Origin of the sequence: Streptomyces sp. NPDC059906 (assembly GCF_042730645.1) — a bacterium.
Lineage (GTDB): Bacteria > Actinomycetota > Actinomycetes > Streptomycetales > Streptomycetaceae > Streptomyces > Streptomyces rubrogriseus.
On record NZ_JBHWKU010000044.1, the window covers coordinates 41,109 to 61,535 of the forward strand.

Annotated in this window: 20 protein-coding genes; 15 read left to right on the plus strand and 5 right to left on the minus strand. The window is 72.3% G+C overall.

Annotated elements, in window-relative coordinates:
* Positions 1–116: 116 nt before the first annotated feature.
* Positions 117–1,175 carry a septation protein SepH gene (sepH, locus tag ACFV9J_RS37260; protein ID WP_385362158.1) on the minus strand — a complete coding sequence of 353 codons (1,059 nt, stop codon included), beginning with the start codon at positions 1,173–1,175 and terminating at the stop codon, positions 117–119.
* Positions 1,176–1,647: 472 nt separating this feature from the next.
* Between sepH and ACFV9J_RS37265 the strand changes: the two genes are divergently transcribed.
* The gene (locus ACFV9J_RS37265; RefSeq protein WP_385362160.1) at positions 1,648–2,535 is read left to right on the plus strand and encodes a hypothetical protein; all 888 of its coding nucleotides are present in this window, start codon (positions 1,648–1,650) and stop codon (positions 2,533–2,535) included.
* Here ACFV9J_RS37265 and ACFV9J_RS37270 read toward each other — a convergent pair.
* The gene (locus ACFV9J_RS37270) at positions 2,459–3,796 is read right to left on the minus strand and encodes a D-arabinono-1,4-lactone oxidase (RefSeq protein WP_385362162.1); all 1,338 of its coding nucleotides are present in this window, start codon (positions 3,794–3,796) and stop codon (positions 2,459–2,461) included. The two genes, ACFV9J_RS37265 and ACFV9J_RS37270, sit on opposite strands and share 77 nt — an antisense overlap.
* Positions 3,738–4,994 carry an MFS transporter gene (locus tag ACFV9J_RS37275; RefSeq protein ID WP_385362186.1) on the minus strand — a complete coding sequence of 419 codons (1,257 nt, stop codon included), beginning with the start codon at positions 4,992–4,994 and terminating at the stop codon, positions 3,738–3,740. Before ACFV9J_RS37275 ends, ACFV9J_RS37270 begins: the two co-directional genes overlap by 59 nt.
* A 163-nt stretch (positions 4,995–5,157) precedes the next feature.
* Between ACFV9J_RS37275 and ACFV9J_RS37280 the strand changes: the two genes are divergently transcribed.
* Positions 5,158–6,288, plus strand: coding sequence for a ferrochelatase (locus ACFV9J_RS37280; protein ID WP_385362164.1), 1,131 nt, complete (start codon positions 5,158–5,160; stop codon positions 6,286–6,288).
* 200 nt (positions 6,289–6,488) lie between these two features.
* A complete protein-coding gene (locus tag ACFV9J_RS37285) occupies positions 6,489–7,307 on the plus strand; it encodes an inositol monophosphatase family protein (protein WP_385362166.1) in 819 nt (272 codons plus the stop codon).
* Positions 7,308–8,036: 729 nt separating this feature from the next.
* On the opposite strand, the gene ACFV9J_RS37290 is transcribed toward ACFV9J_RS37285, so the two are convergent.
* A complete protein-coding gene (locus tag ACFV9J_RS37290) occupies positions 8,037–8,210 on the minus strand; it encodes a hypothetical protein (protein ID WP_007387792.1) in 174 nt (57 codons plus the stop codon).
* Between the two features lie 439 nt (positions 8,211–8,649).
* Here ACFV9J_RS37290 and ACFV9J_RS37295 point away from each other — a divergent pair, with 439 nt between their 5' ends.
* The 4 genes from ACFV9J_RS37295 (at position 8,650) to ACFV9J_RS37310 (ending at position 12,223) form a co-directional block, all read left to right on the plus strand.
* Positions 8,650–9,303 (plus strand): response regulator transcription factor, encoded by a 654-nt coding sequence (locus tag ACFV9J_RS37295; protein WP_003993508.1) that lies wholly within the window; start codon positions 8,650–8,652, stop codon positions 9,301–9,303.
* Between the two features lie 6 nt (positions 9,304–9,309).
* On the plus strand, positions 9,310–10,554 hold the full coding sequence (locus ACFV9J_RS37300) for a sensor histidine kinase (protein ID WP_385362167.1): 1,245 nt from the start codon (positions 9,310–9,312) through the stop codon (positions 10,552–10,554).
* Positions 10,555–10,959: 405 nt separating this feature from the next.
* Entirely contained in the window at positions 10,960–11,256 is a 297-nt protein-coding gene (locus tag ACFV9J_RS37305; protein ID WP_003993510.1) for a DUF4193 domain-containing protein, read from the plus strand.
* Positions 11,257–11,269: 13 nt separating this feature from the next.
* Positions 11,270–12,223 carry a hypothetical protein gene (locus ACFV9J_RS37310; protein WP_385362169.1) on the plus strand — a complete coding sequence of 318 codons (954 nt, stop codon included), beginning with the start codon at positions 11,270–11,272 and terminating at the stop codon, positions 12,221–12,223.
* Between the two features lie 13 nt (positions 12,224–12,236).
* Here the strand turns inward: ACFV9J_RS37310 and ACFV9J_RS37315 are convergent, their stop codons facing one another.
* Entirely contained in the window at positions 12,237–12,701 is a 465-nt protein-coding gene (locus ACFV9J_RS37315; protein ID WP_385362171.1) for a DUF3093 domain-containing protein, read from the minus strand.
* A gap of 57 nt (positions 12,702–12,758) precedes the next feature.
* On the opposite strand from ACFV9J_RS37315, the gene ACFV9J_RS37320 reads away from it, so the two are divergent.
* The 8 genes from ACFV9J_RS37320 to ACFV9J_RS37355 all read left to right on the plus strand — a co-directional run bounded on the left by ACFV9J_RS37320 (position 12,759) and on the right by ACFV9J_RS37355 (position 20,371).
* The gene (locus ACFV9J_RS37320; RefSeq protein WP_385362173.1) at positions 12,759–13,343 is read left to right on the plus strand and encodes a PaaI family thioesterase; all 585 of its coding nucleotides are present in this window, start codon (positions 12,759–12,761) and stop codon (positions 13,341–13,343) included.
* Positions 13,340–13,891 carry a dUTP diphosphatase gene (gene dut / locus ACFV9J_RS37325; protein ID WP_385362175.1) on the plus strand — a complete coding sequence of 184 codons (552 nt, stop codon included), beginning with the start codon at positions 13,340–13,342 and terminating at the stop codon, positions 13,889–13,891. The genes ACFV9J_RS37320 and dut overlap by 4 nt, the downstream gene beginning before the upstream one ends.
* Before the next feature lies 1 nt (position 13,892).
* Positions 13,893–14,645 (plus strand): DUF3710 domain-containing protein, encoded by a 753-nt coding sequence (locus ACFV9J_RS37330; protein WP_003973152.1) that lies wholly within the window; start codon positions 13,893–13,895, stop codon positions 14,643–14,645.
* 372 nt (positions 14,646–15,017) lie between these two features.
* Entirely contained in the window at positions 15,018–15,710 is a 693-nt protein-coding gene (locus ACFV9J_RS37335) for an ABC transporter ATP-binding protein (RefSeq protein WP_385362178.1), read from the plus strand.
* A 133-nt stretch (positions 15,711–15,843) separates the two neighbouring features.
* Positions 15,844–18,402 carry an ATP-binding protein gene (locus ACFV9J_RS37340; RefSeq protein ID WP_385362180.1) on the plus strand — a complete coding sequence of 853 codons (2,559 nt, stop codon included), beginning with the start codon at positions 15,844–15,846 and terminating at the stop codon, positions 18,400–18,402.
* Positions 18,399–19,082 (plus strand): response regulator, encoded by a 684-nt coding sequence (locus ACFV9J_RS37345; RefSeq protein WP_385362182.1) that lies wholly within the window; start codon positions 18,399–18,401, stop codon positions 19,080–19,082. The genes ACFV9J_RS37340 and ACFV9J_RS37345 overlap by 4 nt, the downstream gene beginning before the upstream one ends.
* A gap of 62 nt (positions 19,083–19,144) precedes the next feature.
* Positions 19,145–19,543, plus strand: a complete 399-nt coding sequence (locus ACFV9J_RS37350) for an OB-fold nucleic acid binding domain-containing protein (protein WP_076976707.1) — start codon at positions 19,145–19,147, stop codon at positions 19,541–19,543.
* A 3-nt stretch (positions 19,544–19,546) separates the two neighbouring features.
* Positions 19,547–20,371, plus strand: a complete 825-nt coding sequence (locus ACFV9J_RS37355) for a DUF3159 domain-containing protein (protein ID WP_385362184.1) — start codon at positions 19,547–19,549, stop codon at positions 20,369–20,371.
* The last annotated feature ends 56 nt before the right edge of the window (positions 20,372–20,427 follow it).

A 20,427-nucleotide genomic window follows, 5' to 3' on the forward strand; every position in this document is an offset into this window, starting at 1 on the left:
CCGGCAGGCCCGTCCGCCGCAAGGACGTGCGCGCAGTCGGCCGTTGGCACGCGATCGGGGCCGCACCCACCCGGGTGCGGCCCCGATCTCGGTCACGTCATGCGGCGAAGACCGGACTACTCCTGCTTCTTGCGCCGCGTGCCGAACACGATCTCGTCCCAGCTCGGCACCGCGGCGCGGCGGCCCGGCCGGACGCCGTCGGCCTCGGCCTGGCGGTCGGTGGAGCCGGTGAGGCGGTCGCGGTGGCTGGCCACCGAGCGCGGCATGAGCACGTCGGCGTAGGCGGAACCGGCCGACGCCGCGGGCGCGGGCGGCTCCTCCACCTCGGGCTCCTCGACGGGCTCCTCCACCGGCTCCGGAGCGCGCTCGGGGACCACCAGGTCGCCCCGGAAGCTCGGTACGGCCTCCAGCAGGCTGGTGAGCGAGTCGCGTTCGCGTTCCACCGAGGCGGTGGCCGCGGTGTCGTCGGCCGGCTCGGACGGCGGCGGGGGCAGGCTCGGCCGCTCCCGCTGCTCCCGGTCGAGGGTGCGGTCCAGCGGCCGGTCGCGCGGCAGTCGGGCGATGCGCGGCACGAACGGGAAGCTGGGCTCGGGCGCCGCGAGGTCGTCGGACTCCCCGATCAGCGCGCGTGCCTCCGCGTCGACGGCCTGGACGAGCCGCCGGGGCGGGTCGTACGTCCAGCTCGCCGAGTGCAGTTCGCCCGCGACCAGGTAGACCAGCAGGACCTCCCAGGTGCCGTCGTCGCGGCGCCAGGAGTCCCACTGGACGGTGTCCTTGTCGGCGCCGCGCAGCAGCAGCCGCTCCTGGACGGCCTCACCGAGGGGCGGTCCGGAGTTCTCGCCGGGGCGGCGGACGGGGGTCTTGCGGGCCCGCTCCGCCATGAAGGCGCGCTCGGCCAGTACGGGGCCCTCGAAGCGCCGTACGCGGTCGACGGGGATGCCCGCCATCTGGGCGACCTCTTCCGCGGTCGCGCCGGCACGTATACGCGCCTGGATGTCGCGGGGGCGGAGATGGCTCTCCACCTCGATCTCGATCTGGCCGAGGCGGGGACGGTCGCCGCGCACGGCGGCCCGGAGCCGCTCGTCGATCGGAAGCGTGTACTCCGTGCTGTCCGCAGCCTTCAGCACCAGCCGTGTGCCGTCATTCGAGACGGCCACGACACGCAGTTCGGGCATGGGGACCTCCCGGGTGGTGCCTGCCGACGTCACGTGCGTCGCTGCTTCCGCTCTGTCGAGTGTGGCCTGCCCGGGTGCAGCCTGCCACAACCTTGCCGAGTTGCCCGGCGTGTCGGGCGCGGGCCCTGGATCGCCGTTATGGCACGGTTACCTGTTCGCAACGCTGAGTGACCAACCTCGTCACCCTGTGCAACTAGCCCCCTCCCGGCGGTCCTTCAAGGTGCCGGACCCCCTGTCGGGAGACCAGCTCCAGGGCTCGCAACAGTACTCCATTCGGACCACGTGCGTGGATTGGCGCGCCGCCCAACTTCTGGCAAGAGGTGGTGCTCGGCCGTCCCCGGCGCGATTTCCGCGATCTTGAGCGTGGCGTACTTCACGCAATCACCAGAAACGGAACTAATGGTTTCGGCCGCACGTCCCTTTCTCATGCAGTTGATCGATCCCGTACGGGAAAGGCAGGCAAGGTCCGACGATGCGTGAAAGGTCCGATGACGCGGGCGTGGCGGACGTGCGTTCGAAGGGGGAGCCCAGGCGCCTCGACCTGAGCGTCCCCCAGGTCGCCGGCAGCGCCCTGGCGGCCGTGGTGGCAGCCAAACTCGCCTCCTCCTTCGGTGTCTACGGCACGATCGCGGGAGCCGGCCTGATCAGTGTCGTCGCCACCTGCGGGGGCTCGGTGCTCCAGCACTTCTTCAAGCGCACCGGGGAGCAGATCCGGGTGAAGCGCACCGTCGCCGCCGTGCGGATCGACGGGCGCACCGTGCCGGTTCCGGCCGCGGCGCCGGACCCGAACCCGGCGTCGGCTACGGCCTCGACTTCGGCTGGGTTCACCGAGGGCACCGTCTACCGCGCGCGGACCAGGGGCTGGCGCCGCCCGCTGGTCGCGGCGGCCCTCGTCTTCGGCGTCACCATGGCCGGGATCACGGTGTACGAGGTCGCCTCCGGCCAGAACCTGAGCGGCGGCCACAGCACCACCGTCGGCAGCGCCTTCACCGGACACAACAAGTTCGCCGCGGATTCGGGGGAGCCCGGCGACTCCGGCGACTCCGGTGACGCGGAAGACCCGCAGGACGGCCGGGACTCCGGGGGCTCCGGTGACTCGGGTGACGCGAAGGACTCCGGTTCCGGGAGCGAAGCCCCGGCCCCCACCCCCTCCGGGAGCCCGGACGCAACCGGCGGGAGCCCGTCGTCCGGCCCCGGTTCGACGGAGGGCGGCGGTACGGCGTCCAGCCCGACGCCCACCCCGGACGCCGGTGGCACCGGAGCCCCCGACCCGGACGCCTCGGCTACGACCCCAGAACCCGGCGCAAGTAGTCGTTCTGGAACAGACGGTCAGGGTCAAGACGGTCCCGCAGCGCCGTGAACTCGCCGAAGCGCGGATACACCCGGGAGAAGTACCCGGCGTCCCGGGTGTGCACCTTGCCCCAGTGCGGACGGCCCTCGTGCGCCGTGAAGATGCGCTCGGCGGCGGTGAAGTACGCCTGGTAGGGCGTGCCCCGGAACATGTGCACGGCGATGTACGCGCTGTCGCGGCCCGACGCGGTGGACAGCGTGATGTCGTCGGCCGGGGCCGTGCGCACCTCGACCGGGAAGCTGATCCGCAGCCGGGAGCGGTCGACCATCGTCCTCAGTTCGCGCAGCACCTCGACGACGGCCTCGCGCGAAACGGCGTACTCCATCTCCACGAACCGCACCCGGCGCGGGGATGTGAAGACCTTGTAGGGGGTGTCCGTGTACGTCCGCGCGGAGAGGGCCCGGCTGGAGATCCGGGCGATCGCCGGGATGGTGGCGGGCGCCGCACGGCCGACCCAGTTGGCCGCCTGGAAGACGCCGTTGGACAGAAACTCGTCGTCCAGCCAGCCCTGGAACCGCCCCACCGGCCGCTCCGGACCGGCACTGCGGTTGTTGCGCTTGGTGTTGGTGCTGTTGGTGTGCGGGAACCAGTAGAACTCGAAGTGCTCGTTCTCCGACCACAGCGCGTCGAAGTCGGCCAGGACCCGGTCGAACGGCATCGGTTCCTCGCGGGCCGTGAGCAGGAAGACCGGCTCCACGGCGAAGGTGATCGCGGTGACGATGCCCAGTGCTCCGAGGCCGATCCGGGCGGCGGCGAACACCTCGGGGTTCTCGTCCGCGGAGCAGGTCAGCACCGAGCCGTCCGCCGTGACCAGTTCCAGGCCCCGGATCTGGGCGGCGATCGAGGCCGAGTCGCGGCCGGTGCCGTGGGTGCCGGTGCTGGTGGCCCCGGAGACGGTCTGCTCCATGATGTCGCCCATGTTGGTCAGCGACAGGCCCTCACGCGCGAGCGCCATGTTGAGCCTCTTGAGCGGGGTGCCGGCCTCGACCGTGACCGTCATGGCGTCGCGATCAATGCTGCGGATGCCCGTCAACAGTTGAGGCCGGATCAACACACCGTCCGTCGCGGCTATCGACGTGAAGGAGTGCCCGGTGCCGACCGCCTTGACCCGCTGCCCGTCCTCGGCCGCCCGGCGGACGGCGTCGGCCAGTTCGTCGACGGAGGCGGGAGTGACCTCCCGCGCGGGGCGCGCCGAGACGTTTCCGCCCCAGTTACGCCATGTGCCGTTCCGGCCGCTCGTCCTGCCGCTCGCCGTGCGTGTGCTGCTCAACGGTCCCTCCCCGACGCGGTTCCGGCCGCTTGAGCCGGCGGTACCCGAGGAAACCGACCGCGACCGCGACGGCCCCGGCCACCGCCGGAACCCAGTACCCCGCACGTGCCCCGGAGGCGTCGATCACCCAGCCGCCCCCTGAGGAACCGAGCGCGACCCCGACCGCGAGGCCGGTGCTCACCCAGGTCATGCCCTCGGTGAGCTGCGTGCGCGGTACGTGCTCTTCGACGAGGGACATCGTCGTGATCGCCGTGGGGGCGATGGACAGACCCGCAACGAACAGCGCCGCGGCCAGAAACGGCAAGTTTCCGACCAGTAGGAGGGGGATCATACTCACGGCCATCGCACACACGCCCAGGAGCCAGCGGCGTTCCGGCGGCCCGGCGAAGCGCAGCAGCCCGAAAACCATGGCGGCCGTGCACGATCCCGCCGCGTAGAGGGCGAGGACGAGGCTGGCGGCGGCCTTGTGCCCCTGCTCCTCGGCGAACGCCACGGTGACGACGTCGAGGGCCCCGAAGATCGTCCCCGTGGCGACGAACGTGCCGACCAGGACCTGGAGCCCCCGGGAGCGCAGCGCCGTGCCGCCGCCCTTGTGCTCGCGCGGGTGCGGTTCCGGCTCGGTGGCGCGCTGCGAGGTCAGCCAGAAGACGCCGGTCGCCAGGAAGCAGGCGGCGAGCAGCGGCCCGGCCTCCGGGAACCAGGCGGTGGACAGGCCGATGGAGATGATCGGGCCGAAGATGAAGCAGACCTCGTCCACCACGGACTCGAAGGAGTACGCGGTGTGCAGCTGCGGCGTGCCCCGGTACAGGGCCGCCCAGCGGGAGCGGACCATCGCGCCGAGGCTCGGCACGCAGCCGATGCCGACGCAGGCCGCGAAGAGCACCCAGTCCGGCCATCCGTAGTGCGCGGCGGGCAGCAGCACCGCCGCCGAGGTCAGCGACACCAGCGTCGCCGGGCGCAGCACCCGGCGCTGCCCGTACCGGTCCACCAGGCGGGAGACCTGCGGCCCGGCCACGGCGGCGGCGAGCGCGATGGTGGCCGACAGCGCCCCGGCCAGCCCGTACCGCCCGGTGAGCTGCGAGATCATCGTCACCACGCCGATGCCCATCATCGACAGCGGCATCCGGCCGAGGAAACCCGCGGCGGAGAAGCCCTTGGTGCCGGGGAGGGCGAACAGGGCGCGGTAGGGACTGGCCAACGAGGTCTCCGGAAGCGGCTCGGTCACGAGTTAGTAAGGTGCGAACACGGTCGATACAGCTTACTCGTCCCTTCGTTCGGGAACACCCCCTCGGACCTGGTGAAACGCACGGTCGGTACCCCACCGTTTCCCCGCTGTCAGTGCCGGGTGGCAGGATCGGGGCATGCCAGACGTGCTCGATGCCAGCCCCTACGACGCCCTGCTCCTGCTCTCGTTCGGCGGCCCGGAGGGGCCGGACGACGTGGTCCCGTTCCTGGAGAACGTGACCCGGGGGCGCGGCATCCCCAAGGAACGCCTCAAGGAAGTCGGACAGCACTACTTCCTCTTCGGCGGCGTCAGCCCGATCAACGACCAGAACCGCGCCCTGCTGGACGCCCTGCGCAAGGACTTCGCCGAGCACGGCCTGGACCTGCCGGTCTACTGGGGCAACCGCAACTGGGCGCCGTACCTGACGGACACCCTGCGCGAGATGGCCGGCGACGGCCGCCGCCGCATCCTGGTCCTCGCCACCAGCGCCTACGCCTCCTACTCGGGCTGCCGCCAGTACCGCGAGAACCTGGCGGACGCCCTCGCCGCGCTGGAAGCCGAAGGGCTGGAGGGCCCGGAGCTGCCGAAGATCGACAAGCTCCGGCACTACTTCAACCACCCGGGCTTCGTCGAGCCCATGGTCGACGGGGTCGTCCGGTCCCTGGCCGAGCTGCCCGAGGAGGTCCGGGACGGCGCGCACATCGCGTTCTGCACCCACTCGATCCCCACCTCCGCCGCCGACACGTCCGGCCCGGTCGAGGAGCACGGCGACGGCGGGGCGTACGTGCGCCAGCACCTGGACGTGGCCCAGGTGATCGCCGACGCCGTCCGCGAGCGCACCGGCGTCGACCACCCCTGGCAGCTCGTCTACCAGTCGCGCTCGGGCGCCCCGCACATCCCGTGGCTGGAGCCCGACATCTGCGACCACCTGGAGGAGCGGCAGGCGGCCGGCATCCCCGCGGTGGTCATGGCCCCCATCGGGTTCGTCTCCGACCACATGGAGGTTCTCTACGACCTCGACACGGAGGCCACCGCCAAGGCCGCGGAGCTGGGGCTGCCGGTGCGCCGCTCGGCCACCGTGGGCGCCGACCCGCGGTTCGCCGCGGCCGTCCGCGACCTGGTCCTGGAGCGGGCGGGCGACGAGCGCGGGCAGGAGGTCGCGCCCTGCGCCCTCGGCACGCTCGGCGCGAGCCACAACCTGTGCCCGGTCGGCTGCTGCCCCGCCCGTGCCCCCCGGCCCGCCGCCGCGGGCGCCGACAGCCCTTAGGGGCTGTCATTTGGATCATGCCGCAGACGCGGGGTCTGACACGCACATCTGCCGCGTTGTCGTCGGTTGCCAGGGCTCCGCCCTGGCGCCCTCCTCCGCCTTGCGGCTGCACGCGCCAGACCCCGCTCACCGGCACTGACCAGCACTGTTTCTTCCCTGCGACCTGATCCAAACGACAGCCCCTACGCGTGAGGACCCCCGTGACCGACGTGACGCCCGACCCGCTCCGTGCGGACCTGCTGAAGATCGCCCAGGAGGCCGCCCACCGCGCGGGCGGGCTGCTGCGGGACGGCCGACCGGCCGACCTGGCGGTCGCCGCCACCAAGTCCAGCCCGATCGACGTGGTCACCGAGATGGACATCGCGGCGGAGAAGCTGATCACCGGGCTGATCGCCGAGCGCCGCCCCGACGACGGCTTCCTCGGCGAGGAGGGCGCCGCCACGGAGGGCACCAGCGGCGTCCGCTGGGTCATCGACCCGCTCGACGGCACGGTGAACTACCTCTACGGACTGCCCACCTGGGCGGTCTCCATCGCCGCCGAGCAGGACGGCGAGCGGGTCGCCGGCGTGGTCGTGGCCCCGATGCGGGGCGAGTCCTACCACGCGGTGCTGGGCGGTGGCGCCTGGGCGACGGGTGCCTGGGAGGGCGAACGCAGGCTCGCCTGCCGGTCCGCCGCCCCGCTGGACCAGGCGCTGGTCTCCACCGGCTTCAACTATGTCGCCGACGTCCGCGCGGAGCAGGCGGAGATCGCGCGGCGGCTGATTCCGCTGGTGCGGGACATCCGGCGCGGCGGCTCGGCGGCGATCGACCTGTGCGACGTGGCCGCGGGACGCCTCGACGGCTACTACGAGCGCGGGCTGCACCCCTGGGACCTCGCGGCGGGCGACCTGATCGCCCGGGAGGCGGGCGCGGTGACCGGTGGCCGCCCCGGTGAGCGCCCCACCGGCGCCCTGACCATCGCCGCCACCCCGGCCGTCTTCGAACCCCTCCAGCGGCTCCTGACGGACTTCGGAGCGTAGGCCTCCGGCGGTCACGCGAAGGACGGCGCCGGCCGCCGCGGGGGAGTCCCGTCGCTCGGCGCGGTGCCCGGGGCCGCCCCGCAGACGTGCCGGGTGCCCGGGCGGGCACCCGACGCCCACGCGTGCGGGCGCCTCCGGCGGTCGTACGAGGACGGCCCCGGGTGCCGCGGGGGAGTCCCGTCGCCCGGCGCGGTGCCCGGGGCCGCCCCGCGGACGTGCGCGGTGCCCGGGCGGGCGCACGACGCTCGCGCGGGGGCCGCAGCACGCCGCGGTCCGTCGGCCGCCTCGCCTGGTGCGGGGCGGCGGCTCCTCCGCCCGAGCGGGCCGACACCGGCATGCTCGGGCGGTCGGTTCCGTCGGTCACATGGCGTCGTGGGCCGACGAGCCGGTCGGCGGGGCTCGTACGGTCGGGCCGTCGGCCGCGCGGCCCGGCACGCGGGTCCGGCACGCGGGTCCGGACCGCGCGGCCGAGTCGGCTGCGCCTCCCGTGGGACGCGGTTCGGCCGTGTCCGGGTCGGGTGGTCCTGGAGACCACTCAGGCGTGCCCCCCGTCCGGGTCGGGCCGGGCAGTCACGCTGCCCGGCCCTGCCGGCCGACCTGCCCCGGCCGCCCCACCCCTGCTGCCCGTACTCCGTGGTCGCCGGGGCACACCACGCACCGCAACGCGGCACCGCGCACGACGAGGCCCCGGCGCTGGATCTCGCCGGGGCCTCGTCCTGCGCGGGCCGATCAGGCGTTGGTCGCGCTGACCTCCACACCGTGCTCGGCAGCGAGACGGCGCAGATCGTCGAGCTCGCCCAGCTCCACCTCGACAAGGAACTCGTCGCCCTCGTCGCGGGCCCGGGACAGGTCGGACTCGGTCGTCTTTATGCGCTGCAGAAGTCCTGCGGTGAAAGCGTCCATGCTGCGCCCCCTCGTCCTGGGTCGTGGGTCGTTGGCACGGGGGTGTGCCGATCGGAAGGGGCGATCACGCCTCCGGTGGAGTGCCCAGCGCTGCCCTGCCGGGCGGCGACCGTGCCGGACACCCACGCCCGCTCTGCGGAAGCGGACCGCGGCGTACCGCGCGGTAACGCGGTACAGGCAGAGCGTGATCGCGGGGTGTAAAGCCGTCCTCCCCCTGCTCCCCTTCGCGGAAACCTCAACCACACGAGAAAATCTCGCATTCCCGCTTCCGATGCCTTTCCACGCCCTGCTTCGTCACCGGTTCCTCACCCGGCTCCTCCCCCGGCTTACAGCCGACTTATGGCCGAAAAGGGCAGGATGGAGGCAACACACCCACCAGGCCCCTGCCCTCGTGCGTCCGAGAAGCGCTACGCGGGTGGACACAGGAAGGACAAGCGACGTGCGCGTACTCGTCGTCGAGGACGAGCAGCTGCTCGCCGATGCGGTGGCCACCGGACTGCGCCGGGAGGCCATGGCCGTCGACGTCGTGTACGACGGTGCGGCCGCCCTGGAGCGCATCGGCGTCAACGACTACGACGTGGTCGTCCTCGACCGCGACCTCCCCCTCGTGCACGGCGACGACGTCTGCCGCAAGATCGTCGAGCTGGGCATGCCCACGCGCGTGCTCATGCTCACGGCCTCCGGCGACGTCAGCGACCGGGTCGAGGGCCTGGAGATCGGCGCCGACGACTACCTGCCCAAGCCCTTCGCGTTCAGCGAGCTGATCGCCCGTGTCCGCGCCCTGGGCCGGCGCACCAGCGTGCCGCTGCCGCCCGTCCTGGAGCGGGCCGGGATCAAGCTCGACCCCAACCGCCGGGAGGTCTTCCGTGACGGCAAGGAGGTGCAGCTCGCGCCCAAGGAGTTCGCCGTCCTGGAGGTCCTCATGCGCAGCGAGGGCGCCGTGGTCTCCGCGGAGCAGCTCCTGGAGAAGGCCTGGGACGAGAACACCGACCCGTTCACCAACGTCGTGCGCGTGACCGTCATGACCCTGCGCCGCAAGCTGGGCGAGCCGCCCGTCATCGTCACCGTCCCCGGCTCCGGCTACCGGATCTGACCGGCCGTGGCGACGACACCCGCGCCCCCCGGGGCGCCCCCCAAGCCCACGTGGGACCCGCGCTCGGCCACGCCCCTGCCGTGGCTGCGCCCCACCATCCGGATAAGGCTCACGCTGCTGTACGGCGGCATGTTCCTGATCGCCGGCATCCTGCTGCTGTCGATCATCTACCTGCTCGCCGCCCAGGCGGTCCGCACCGGCAACGAACCGCTGTACAAGATCGTCGACTTCACCGACCTCAAGGTCTCCAGCAGCACCTGTCCCGTGGTCGACAACGGCGGCCTGTCGCTGTCCGACTTCAACGCCGCCATCAGCGACTGCATGGACCACCAGCGCAAGGTCGCCCTGGACAACCTGCTCAGCCGCTCCCTGCTGGCGCTCCTCGGCCTCGCCGTGATCGCCTTCGCCTTCGGCTACGCCATGGCCGGGCGCGTCCTGTCCCCGCTGGGGCGGATCACCCGCACCGCGCGCGCGGTGGCCGGCTCCGACCTCTCCCGCCGCATCGAGCTGGACGGCCCGGACGACGAGCTGAAGGAGCTGGCCGACACCTTCGACGACATGCTGGAGCGGCTGCAGCGGGCCTTCACCGCCCAGCAGCGCTTCGTCGGCAACGCCTCCCACGAGCTGCGCACGCCGCTGGCGATCAACCGCACGCTCCTGGAGGTGCACCTGTCCGACCCGGGCGCCCCGGTGGAGCTCCAGCAGCTCGGCAAGACGCTGCTCGCGACCAACGAACGCAGCGAGCAGCTGGTCGAGGGCCTGCTCCTGCTGGCCCGCAGCGACAACCAGATCGTCGAGCGTAAACCGGTGGACCTCGCCGAGGTGGCCGGCCAGGCCATCGACCAGGTGCACGCCGAGGCCGAGAGCAAGGGCGTGGAGATCCGCGGCACCCGCGACGCCGCGGTGGTCCAGGGCAACGGCGTCCTGCTGGAGCGGATCGCCCTGAACCTCGTCCAGAACGCCGTGCGCTACAACACGGCCGAACAGGGCTGGGTCGAGGTCGCCACCGCCGTCGAGAACGGACAGGCGGTCCTGGTGGTCACCAACACCGGCCCCGTCGTACCGGCGTACGAGGTGGACAACCTCTTCGAGCCGTTCCGGCGGCTGCGCACCGAGCGGACGGGCAGCGACAAGGGCGTGGGCCTCGGGCTGTCCATCGCGCGGTCCGTGGCCCGGGCGCACGGCGGCCACATCTCCGCCCGGCCGCGCGAGGGCGGAGGGCTCGTGATGCGCGTGACGCTCCCCGTCTGAGATCATGACCCCGACATCTCACCGAGACCCGAGGATGTTCGCTTTGAGCGGAATTTCCAGGCCACCGGCCCTGGAGTCGCGTGTGTGATCGATCACAGCGGAGGCTTTCCCGCCCTCTACTCTCCGTGATCATGCACCCTGTCGGAAAGCCGGGAAAATCCCGGTTTTCAGGGCCCCTGATCACGGGAAGTACACGGTGAGACGCCTTTGAAGTGCGGCATTCGGACCGTGTACGGTCCCCATCGCCATCCAAGCCGATCACTCGTGAGGAGTCCGGTTGGGTGTCGATTGAGTAACAGACCTTGATGTGAGGCAAAATCTCCGCCTCAGGTCGGGCACAAGTCCGGCCTCTCACGCGTTACGTGCGCTGAAGACACCGCAGACACCCAGAGGGGGAGAGCGACCATGGCAACCGATTACGACACTCCACGCAAGACCGACGACGACGTCGACTCGGACAGCCTCGAAGAGCTGAAGGCGAGGCGGAACGACAAGTCCGCCTCGGCCGTCGACGTCGACGAGTTCGAGGCCGCGGAAGGCCTCGAACTTCCCGGCGCCGACCTCTCGAACGAGGAACTGGCCGTCCGTGTACTGCCGAAGCAGCAGGACGAGTTCACCTGCATGAGCTGCTTCCTGGTGCACCACCGCAGCCAGCTGGCCCGGGAGAAGAACGGCCAGCCGATCTGCCGCGACTGCGACTGAGGCGGGGTCGGCCGTGACCGGCTCGACCCCTCCCTGGAAGCGCCGTTCCTCCCGACGAGGAGCGGACCAAGGGCCGTTTGACGGTCCCTACAGCGCGCGTGACGACGAGCGGGGCCCGACCGATACGGGGAGGGCCCCGCTCGAGCCAGTGGCCGACCGGAGTGACCTCCCGGCGACCGCGCGGCCTCCGGCACCCGCTGCCCGGCGCCGGGCAGCGGCGTTCCGGGACAAGGCCGGACAGAGCGTCCGCAACGGCGGCGCCCGCGCCAGGGCCGCCCTGGGTCACCTCGCCGACCGGATCATCGACCTGGCCCCGCGCGTGCCCGTACGGGACCTGGCGGCGCTGCGCAGGCAGTTCCCGGGCCTCGGGCCCGAGGAGATCGCCGACCGGCTCGTGGCCGGCGCGGCCAAGGGCACGGCGACCGTGGGAGCGGGCATCGGAGCGGCGGCGATGCTGCCCGTACCACCGGCGATGCCCACGGAACTGGCCGCCGAGATCACCGGCGTCGCGGCGATCGAGCTCAAGCTGATCGCCGAACTCCACGAGGTCTACGGCGTACGCCCGCCCGGCGGCCTCGCCCAGCGCAGCACCGCGTACCTGAACTCGTGGTCCGACGAACGCGGCGTGGACGTGTCCAAGCCGTCGACCCTCGGCTCGGCGATGAACAGCCACATGAAGCGCCAGCTGCGCCAGCAGATCATGAAGCGGATGGTGCGCGACCTGCCGAACCTGATGCCCTTCATGGTGGGCGCGGCCGTGGGCGCCGTCATGAACCGGCGCGACACCCGGAAACTGGCCGCGAGAATCCGGACCGACCTGCGCAAGAACCAGGTCGCCTGGAGCGCCCTGGGCGACCTCCCGGCCCTGGAACGCCCGCAGGACGCCCTCGACATGGGCGAGATCACCAAGGGCATCGGACCCGGCCGGCCCGGCCGCGGGGAAAACTTCGGCAAAGACGACCGCTGACCCGCGGGCGGCCCTACGCGGCCGCCGCCTTCGCCGCCTTCAGCGCCTCGATCAGCCGCTCCGGCTCGCGCGTGGACAGATACAGGTACGGAGTCGGGTCCTGCGGGTCCGTGACCAGCACCCGCACGGCCCTCGGAACATAGGCGCGCAGCAGCAGGAACGCCCTGGTGTCGGCCTTGTACGTGCGCCAGGCGCGGGCCTCCTCCGGATCGAGGATCTCCGCCTCGCCCAGCGCCGAGAGCGGCACCCTCGCCTCGCCCGCGATCAGCGAGTCGCCCACGACCCGGATGCGGACGGCGCCGTACGAACTGGCCGCCACCGCCGCCACCGCGGTGCCGCCCGCCAGGCCGCCCAGCATCGGCAGCGTGCCGAACGGCAGCAGGATCAGCGCGAACGCCAGCCCCACCAGGAAGGAGACCAGCCACCAGGAGCGGGGCGCGGTGAGGCGTTCTTCGTACGGGGCCGTGGAGAGCTGCATGAAGCAAGCTTGGCACGGTATCGGTGTTCGGCCGACGCGCGGGTAAGGTCTGCGCCTGTGAGTGGTACTTCCCCAGGTCTTCAGCCCCCCGCCGACGCCGTGAAACCCGTACGGCACCCCGACGCGCCCGCGCCCGGCGAGCTGCTCGGCGCCCACTACGGCCAGTGCTTCGGCTGCGGCGGCGACCAGCCCCACGGACTGCACCTCCAGGCGCGTGCGGGCGAAGGCGTGTCGATCACCGCCGAGTTCACCGTCCGCCCCGCCCACCAGGGCGCTCCCGGTCTGGCGCACGGCGGCGTGCTGGCCACCGCCCTGGACGAGACGCTGGGCTCGCTGAACTGGCTGCTGCGCACGATCGCGGTGACCGGACGGCTCGAGACCGACTTCCGGCGGCCGGTGCCCGTGGACACCACGCTGTACCTGGAGGCCGAGGTCACCGCGGTGGCCGGCCGGAAGATCTACTCCACGGCCACCGGCCGGATCGGCGGGCCCGACGGCCCCGTCGCCGTCCGCGCCGACGCCCTCTTCATCGAGGTCAAGGTCGAGCACTTCGTCCACAACGGCCGCGAGGAGGAGATCCGCGCCGCCATGGACGACCCCGACCAGCTCCGCCGCGCCCGCGCCTTCGAGGTGAACCCGTGAGCCGTGCCGACCTGGAGGTGCTCATCCGCCGCGTCGACCCCGACGTACCGCTTCCGGCGTACGCGCAGCCCGGGGACGCGGGCGCCGACCTGCGCACCACCGTCGACCGCGAGCTGGCGCCCGGCGAACGCGCCGTCCTGCCCACCGGCGTGTCTGTCGCACTCCCCGAGGGGTACGCGGCCTTCGTGCACCCACGTTCCGGACTGGCCGCACGCTGCGGCGTCGCCCTGGTGAATGCCCCGGGGACGATTGATGCCGGGTACCGTGGGGAGATCAAGGTGATCGTGGTGAATCTCGACCCGCGCGAAAGCGTGCGGTTCGAGCGCTTCGACCGGATTGCCCAACTGGTCGTCCAGCAGGTCGAGAGGGTCCGCTTCCGTCAGGTCGCGGAACTTCCCGGCTCGGCGCGGGCCGAGGGGGGCTTCGGGTCCACCGGCGGCCACGCCGGGCTGGACCCTGCAAGCGGCACAAGCGGTCAGGTCGCCGACGGCGGCCCGACGGGTGGGAATCGATACGCTTCGGTCGTATCCGACCGGGAAGGACAGTGACGTGTTCGGACGTCGCAAGAAGAATGACGCCGCCGAGGACGCGGCCGGCGAGACCGAGCAGGTCGTCGACAGCGTCGACACCGAGGCGGACGAAGAGCGCGAACGCGTGCGGCTCGAGCCCGAGCCGCGCCCCGACGGGCCCTGGGACAGCACCGAGGTCCGCGACCCGGGCGAGGGCCGGGTCGACCTCGGCGGCCTGTTCATCCCCGGCGTCGACGGCATGGAACTGCGGGTGGAGGTCGCGGGCGACGCGATCGTCGCCGCGACCGTCGTGCTGCGCGACAGCGCCATCCAGCTCCAGGGTTTCGCCGCCCCCAAGCGTGAGGGCATCTGGGGCGAGGTGCGCGAGGAGATCGGCTCCGGCATCACCCAGCAGGGCGGCATCATCGACGAGGTCGAGGGTCCGCTGGGCTGGGAGCTGCGGGCCCAGGTCCCGGTGCAGCTGCCGGACGGCACCGGCGGCTTCCAGGTCGTGCGGTTCGTCGGTGTGGACGGGCCCCGCTGGTTCCTGCGCGGTGTGATCTCGGGCCAGGGCGCGGTGCAGCCGCAGGCCGCCGGTCTGCTGGAGCAGATCTTCCGGGACACGGTCGTCGTCCGCGGCGAGGGCCCGATGGCCCCCCGCGACCCCATCGTCCTGAAGCTGCCGAACGACGCGCAGATGGTCCCCGAGGGCGTGCAGCAGGAGGAGGGCTCCCGCTTCGCCGGCGGCATGGGCCAGCTCCAGCGCGGCCCGGAGATCACCGAGGTGCGGTAGGCGAGGGCCCGGTACGGCCGTCGGCCGTACACGCGCCACGAGGGCCGCGTCCCCAGGAGGACGCGGCCCCCAGGGCCTGCCCGGCGGATCCTGTCGCAGACACGGGTCTGGCACGCCCGTCTGCCGCGTTGTCGTCACTCGCCGAGGCTCCGCGTCGACTCCCTCCTCCGCCTTGCAGTTGCCCGCACCAGACCCCGCTCACCGGCGTCGATGAGGTGCCGCGTCTTTCCTGTGCCCTGATCCGCCGGACAGGCCCTGGCGCTGCCGGTCGGCAGGGTCGTGCGGCCCGATCGGGCCCCGGCCGTTGATCCGTCCGCCGCCGCCGGTGATACTGGCGCCCGGTTCACCGAGTTCGACGGGGGAGGGCACGACATGACCCAGGTGGTCACGGAGACCATGGTGCGCGTCGAGGACGTGCGCAAGTCGTACGGCCGGGACAGTGCCGCCGTACACGCCCTGCGCGGCGTCTCCCTCGACGTGCCGCGCGGTGAGCTGGTCGCGCTCAAGGGGCGGTCGGGCTCCGGGAAGACCACCCTGCTCAACATCGTCGGCGGTCTCGACACCGCGGACGCCGGGCGGGTCGAGGTCGACGGCCGGGACCTCGCGGAGCTGGACGAGGACGGGCTGCTTGCGCTGCGCCGGGACCGGGTCGGCTTCGTCTTCCAGTCCTTCGGGCTCATCCCGATCCTCACCGCCGCCGAGAACGTCGGCGTGCCGATGCGGCTGCGCCGGGCCGCGGCGCGCGAACGCGAGGAACGCGTCGAGCTGCTGCTCTCCCTGGTCGGTCTCGCCGACCACGCCGCCCAGCGCCCCGGCGAGATGTCCGGCGGACAGCAGCAGCGGGTCGCCATCGCCCGCGCCCTCGCCAACAACCCGGCCCTCCTGATCGCCGACGAACCCACCGGCCAGCTGGACGCCGAGACCGGGCACTCCGTGATGGAGCTGCTGCGGGCCGTCGTACGCAGCGAGCAGGTCACCGCCCTGGTCGCCACCCACGACGCCACCCTGCTCGACCTCGCCGACCGGGTGCTGGAGCTGCGGGACGGGGAGATCGTCGAGGAGTGACGCCGCAGGGGCCCAGCGGCCGTCAGAGTTCCGTCAAGGACGACCGGCATCCCCGCCCCCGCCCCTTTTGCCGCGATTGTGGGTCGTAGGGTCGACGCTGCGCAGTCAGCGGTGACCGGAAGACAATGAGGCCATGGGACGCGGCAAGCTTCGGATCTACCTCGGTGCGGCACCGGGCGTCGGCAAGACGTACGCGATGCTCTCCGAGGCGCACCGGCGCGTCGAACGGGGCACCGACTGCGTCGTGGCCTTCGTCGAGCACCACGGCAGGGCACGCACCGAGGTGATGCTGCGCGGCCTGGAACAGGTGCCGCGCCGGGAGGTCGAGTACCGGGGCGCGGCCTTCACCGAGCTGGACCTGGACGCGGTCCTGGCCCGCGCCCCCCGGGTGGCGCTGGTGGACGAGCTGGCCCACACCAACGTCCCCGGCGTGCGCAACGCCAAGCGCTGGCAGGACGTCGAGGAACTCCTCGCCGCCGGTATCGACGTCGTCTCGACCGTCAACATCCAGCACCTGGAGTCACTCGGCGACGTCGTGGAGTCCATCACCGGCGTACGGCAGCGCGAGACCGTGCCGGACGAGGTGGTGCGCCGCGCGGACCAGATCGAACTGGTCGACATGTCGCCGCAGGCGCTGCGCCGCCGCATGGCCCACGGCAACATCTACCAGCCGGACAAGGTCGACGCGGCCCTGTCGAACTACTTCCGCCCCGGCAACCTCACCGCCCTGCGCGAGCTGGCCCTGCTGTGGGTCGCGGACCGGGCCGACGAGTACCTCCAGCAGTACCGCAGCGAGCACCGGGTCTCGAAGATCTGGGGCTCGCGCGAACGCATCGTCGTCGGCCTGACCGGCGGCCCCGAGGGCCGGACGCTGATACGGCGGGCCGCGCGCCTCGCCGAGAAGGGTGCCGGCGGCGAGGTGCTGGCGGTGTACATAGCCCGCAGCGACGGGCTGACCTCGGCCTCCCCGAAGGAGCTGGCGGTCCAGCGCACCCTCGTGGAGGATCTCGGCGGCACCTTCCACCACGTGCTCGGCGAGGACATACCGGCCGCCCTGCTCGACTTCGCCCGCGGCGTCAACGCCACCCAGATCGTCCTCGGCTCCTCGCGCCGCAAGACCTGGCAGTACGTCTTCGGACCGGGCGTCGGCGCCACCGTCGCCCGCGAGTCCGGCTCCGACCTCGACGTCCACATCGTGACCCACGAGGAGGTCGCCAAGGGGCGCGGGCTGCCGGTGGCCAGGGGCGCGCGGCTCGGCCGGTCCCGGATCGTCTGGGGCTGGTTCGCGGGCCTGGGCGGCCCGGTGCTGCTGACGCTGCTGCTCAGCACGGTCCACCTCGGGCTCGCCAACGACGTCCTGCTCTACCTGGCGCTCACCGTCGCCGCCGCCCTGCTCGGCGGGCTGTACCCGGCGCTCGCCTCGGCCGCGGTCGGGTCGCTGCTGCTGAACTGGTTCTTCACGCCGCCCGTCAACCGGATCACCATCGCCGACCCCAGGAACATGCTTGCGCTCGCCATATTCGTGGGCGTCGCGCTCTCCGTCGCCTCGGTCGTCGACGTCGCGGCCCGCCGCACCCACCAGGCGGCCCGGCTGCGCGCCGAGTCGGAGATCCTGTCCTTCCTCGCCGGTGACGTGCTGCGCGGCGAGACCAGCCTGGAGACGCTCCTGGAGCGGGTGCGCGAGACCTTCGGCATGGAGTCGGCCGCCCTCCTGGAGCGGGAGGGCGACGTGGCGCCCTGGACCTGTGCGGGCCGCGCCGGGTCGGGGCCGCCGGTCGACCGCCCGGAGGACGCGGACGTGGACATGCCCGTCGGCGACCACATGGCCCTCGCGCTGACCGGCCGGGTCCTGCCCGCCGAGGACCGCCGGGTGCTGGCCGCCTTCGCCGCCCAGGCCGCCGTCGTCCTGGACCGGCGCCGGCTGCGCGAGGAGGCCGACCGGGCCCGCGCGCTGGCCGAGGGAAACCGCATCCGCACCGCGCTGCTGGCCGCCGTCAGCCACGACCTGCGCACCCCGCTGGCCGGGATCAAGGCGGCGGTGACCAGCCTCAGGTCCGACGACGTGGCCTGGTCCGAGGAGGACCGGGCGGAGCTGCTCGAAGGCATCGAGGAGGGCGCCGACCGCCTCGACCACCTCGTGGGCAACCTGCTCGACATGTCCCGCCTGCAGACCGGCACCGTCACCCCGCTGATCCGCGAGATCGACGTCGACGAGGTGGCGCCGATGGCGCTCGGCGGGGTCCCCGAGGGCAGCGCGGAGCTGGACATCCCCGAGACGCTGCCCATGGTCGCCGTGGACGCCGGACTCCTGGAGCGGGCGCTGGCCAACCTGGTGGAGAACGCCGTCAAGTACAGTCCGGACGACCGGACCGTCCTGGTCGCCGCCAGCGCCCTCGCCGACCGCGTCGAGGTGCGCGTCGTCGACCGGGGGCCGGGAGTGCCGGACGAGGCCAAGGACCGCATCTTCGAGCCCTTCCAGCGCTACGGCGACGCCCCGCGCGGGGCCGGGGTGGGACTCGGCCTGGCCGTGGCCCGCGGCTTCGCCGAGGCGATGGGCGGCACCCTGAACGCCGAGGACACCCCCGGCGGCGGCCTCACCATGGTCCTCACCCTCCGCGCGGTGGGCTCGTCCGCGCCGACCTCCCGTCCCGCGATTCGTCCCGCGACAGCAGAAAGGCAGGCCGCCCTGTGACCCGGGTGCTCGTGATCGACGACGAACCGCAGATCGTGCGGGCCCTCGTGATCAACCTCAAGGCACGGCACTACGAGGTCGACGCCGCCCACGACGGCGCCACCGCCCTCCAGCTCGCCGCCGCCCGACACCCCGACGTGGTGGTCCTGGACCTGGGCCTGCCCGACATGGACGGCGTCGAGGTGATCAGGGGGCTGCGCGGCTGGACCCGGGTGCCGATCCTGGTGCTGTCCGCCCGGCACTCCTCCGACGAGAAGGTCGAGGCGCTCGACGCGGGCGCCGACGACTACGTCACCAAGCCCTTCGGCATGGACGAGCTGCTGGCCCGGCTGCGGGCCGCCGTCCGCCGGGCCGAGCCCGTCCCCGGCGGCGAGGACGAGGTCGTCGTGGACACCGCGGAGTTCACCGTCGACCTGGCCGCGAAGAAGGTCAACCGGGGCGGCCGGGACGTCCGCCTGACGCCCACCGAGTGGCACCTGCTGGAGGTGCTGGTGCGCAACACGGGGCGCCTGGTCAGCCAGAAGCAGCTGCTCCAGGAGGTGTGGGGGCCGTCGTACGGGACGGAGACGAACTACCTGCGGGTCTACATGGCCCAGCTGCGCCGCAAGCTCGAGGCGGACCCCGCGCACCCGCGGCACTTCATCACCGAGCCGGGCATGGGGTACCGCTTCGAGAAGTGAGCCTCGCCATCCCGCCCCGACAGGGGTGCATGGCTGTCGGCGTGCCCCGGTACGCTTCAGATATGAGTGCTGCTCCGCGTTCCGACAAGCCGGTGGGCCGGTTCCGGCGCATGTTCGACCGGCTCTCCTCGTCGCAGGAGGACCTGGAGTCGGAGGAACTGCGCGAGGACGCCGACACCGCCGGCTGCACGCGTATCGGAGACTGCCAGGACCGGCAGGTCGTGTCGGTTACTGGTACCTTGCGCACGGTCACCCTGCGACCGCGTGCGGGCGTTCCGGCCCTGGAGGCCGAGCTGTTCGACGGTTCCGCCGCCCTGGACGTGGTGTGGCTGGGCAGACGCTCCATCGTGGGCATAGAGCCGGGGCGCAAGCTCATCGCATCGGGCCGGATCTCCATGAGCCACGGCCGCCGGGTGCTCTTCAACCCGAAATACGAACTGAGACCCCTCGGACGGGAGTAGCCGGTGACGTCGCTCGACAAGCCGACCGAAGAGACGACAGAGGCCGACGACGCCCGGGCGGTGACGGAGGCCGCGCTGTTCGAGGCGTTCGGCGGCGTGCGGGGCATGATCGAGACGGTGCTGCCGGGCCTGCTCTTCGTCACCATCTTCACCCTCAACAACGACCTGCACATGTCGGCGATCGCGGCCCTGGCCGTGTCGGTGGTGCTGGTCGTCGTCCGGCTCGTGATGAAGGACACCGTCAAGCACGCGTTCAGCGGGGTCTTCGGCGTCGCCTTCGGCGTGGTCTTCGCGATGATGACCGACAACGCCAAGAACTTCTATCTGCCGGGCATGCTCTACACCCTGGGCCTGGCGCTGGCGTACATCGTCACCTCACTGGCCGGGGTGCCGCTGATCGGCCTGATCCTCGGCCCGGTCTTCAAGGAGAACCTCTCCTGGCGCACCCGCAACCCCGGGCGCAAGAAGGCCTACACCAAGGCCAGCTACGCGTGGGGCCTGATCCTGCTCGCCAAGTCAGCGATCCTCTTCCCGCTGTACTGGTGGGCGGACACCGAGCAGCTCGGCTGGGTCCTGGTCACCCTGAAGATCCCGCCCTTCCTGCTCGCCGTCTGGCTGACCTGGGTCTTCCTGGCCAAGGCCCCGGCCCCCATCGACGTGTTCGCGGAGATGGAGGCGGCGGAAGAAGCCGAGAAGGCGGAGAAGGCCGAGCGGGAACGGCGCGAACGCGAGCAGGAGGAGGCCGCCGGCGCCCTGCCGGTGCCGTCCGAGGCCGAGGCCGACGGGGAGGCCGCGGACCCGCGCGGTGGCAGGCACCGCAAGGCCTGACGGACGGGACAGGACAGGACAGTACGGTGGTGGGGGGGGGGGGGGGTTTGGGGGGG

Bases quoted from the DNA above. Each gene is read 5' to 3' on its own strand.
- ACFV9J_RS37335 (WP_385362178.1), top strand. From the start codon at position 15,018: ATGACCCAGGTGGTCACGGAGACCATGGTGCGCGTCGAGGACGTGCGC.
- ACFV9J_RS37280 (WP_385362164.1), top strand. From the start codon at position 5,158: ATGCCAGACGTGCTCGATGCCAGCCCCTACGACGCCCTGCTCCTGCTC.
- sepH (WP_385362158.1), bottom strand. From the start codon at position 1,175: ATGCCCGAACTGCGTGTCGTGGCCGTCTCGAATGACGGCACACGGCTG.
- ACFV9J_RS37305 (WP_003993510.1), top strand. From the start codon at position 10,960: ATGGCAACCGATTACGACACTCCACGCAAGACCGACGACGACGTCGAC.
- ACFV9J_RS37340 (WP_385362180.1), top strand. From the start codon at position 15,844: ATGGGACGCGGCAAGCTTCGGATCTACCTCGGTGCGGCACCGGGCGTC.
- ACFV9J_RS37265 (WP_385362160.1), top strand. From the start codon at position 1,648: ATGCGTGAAAGGTCCGATGACGCGGGCGTGGCGGACGTGCGTTCGAAG.
- ACFV9J_RS37350 (WP_076976707.1), top strand. From the start codon at position 19,145: ATGAGTGCTGCTCCGCGTTCCGACAAGCCGGTGGGCCGGTTCCGGCGC.
- ACFV9J_RS37290 (WP_007387792.1), bottom strand. From the start codon at position 8,210: ATGGACGCTTTCACCGCAGGACTTCTGCAGCGCATAAAGACGACCGAG.
- ACFV9J_RS37315 (WP_385362171.1), bottom strand. From the start codon at position 12,701: ATGCAGCTCTCCACGGCCCCGTACGAAGAACGCCTCACCGCGCCCCGC.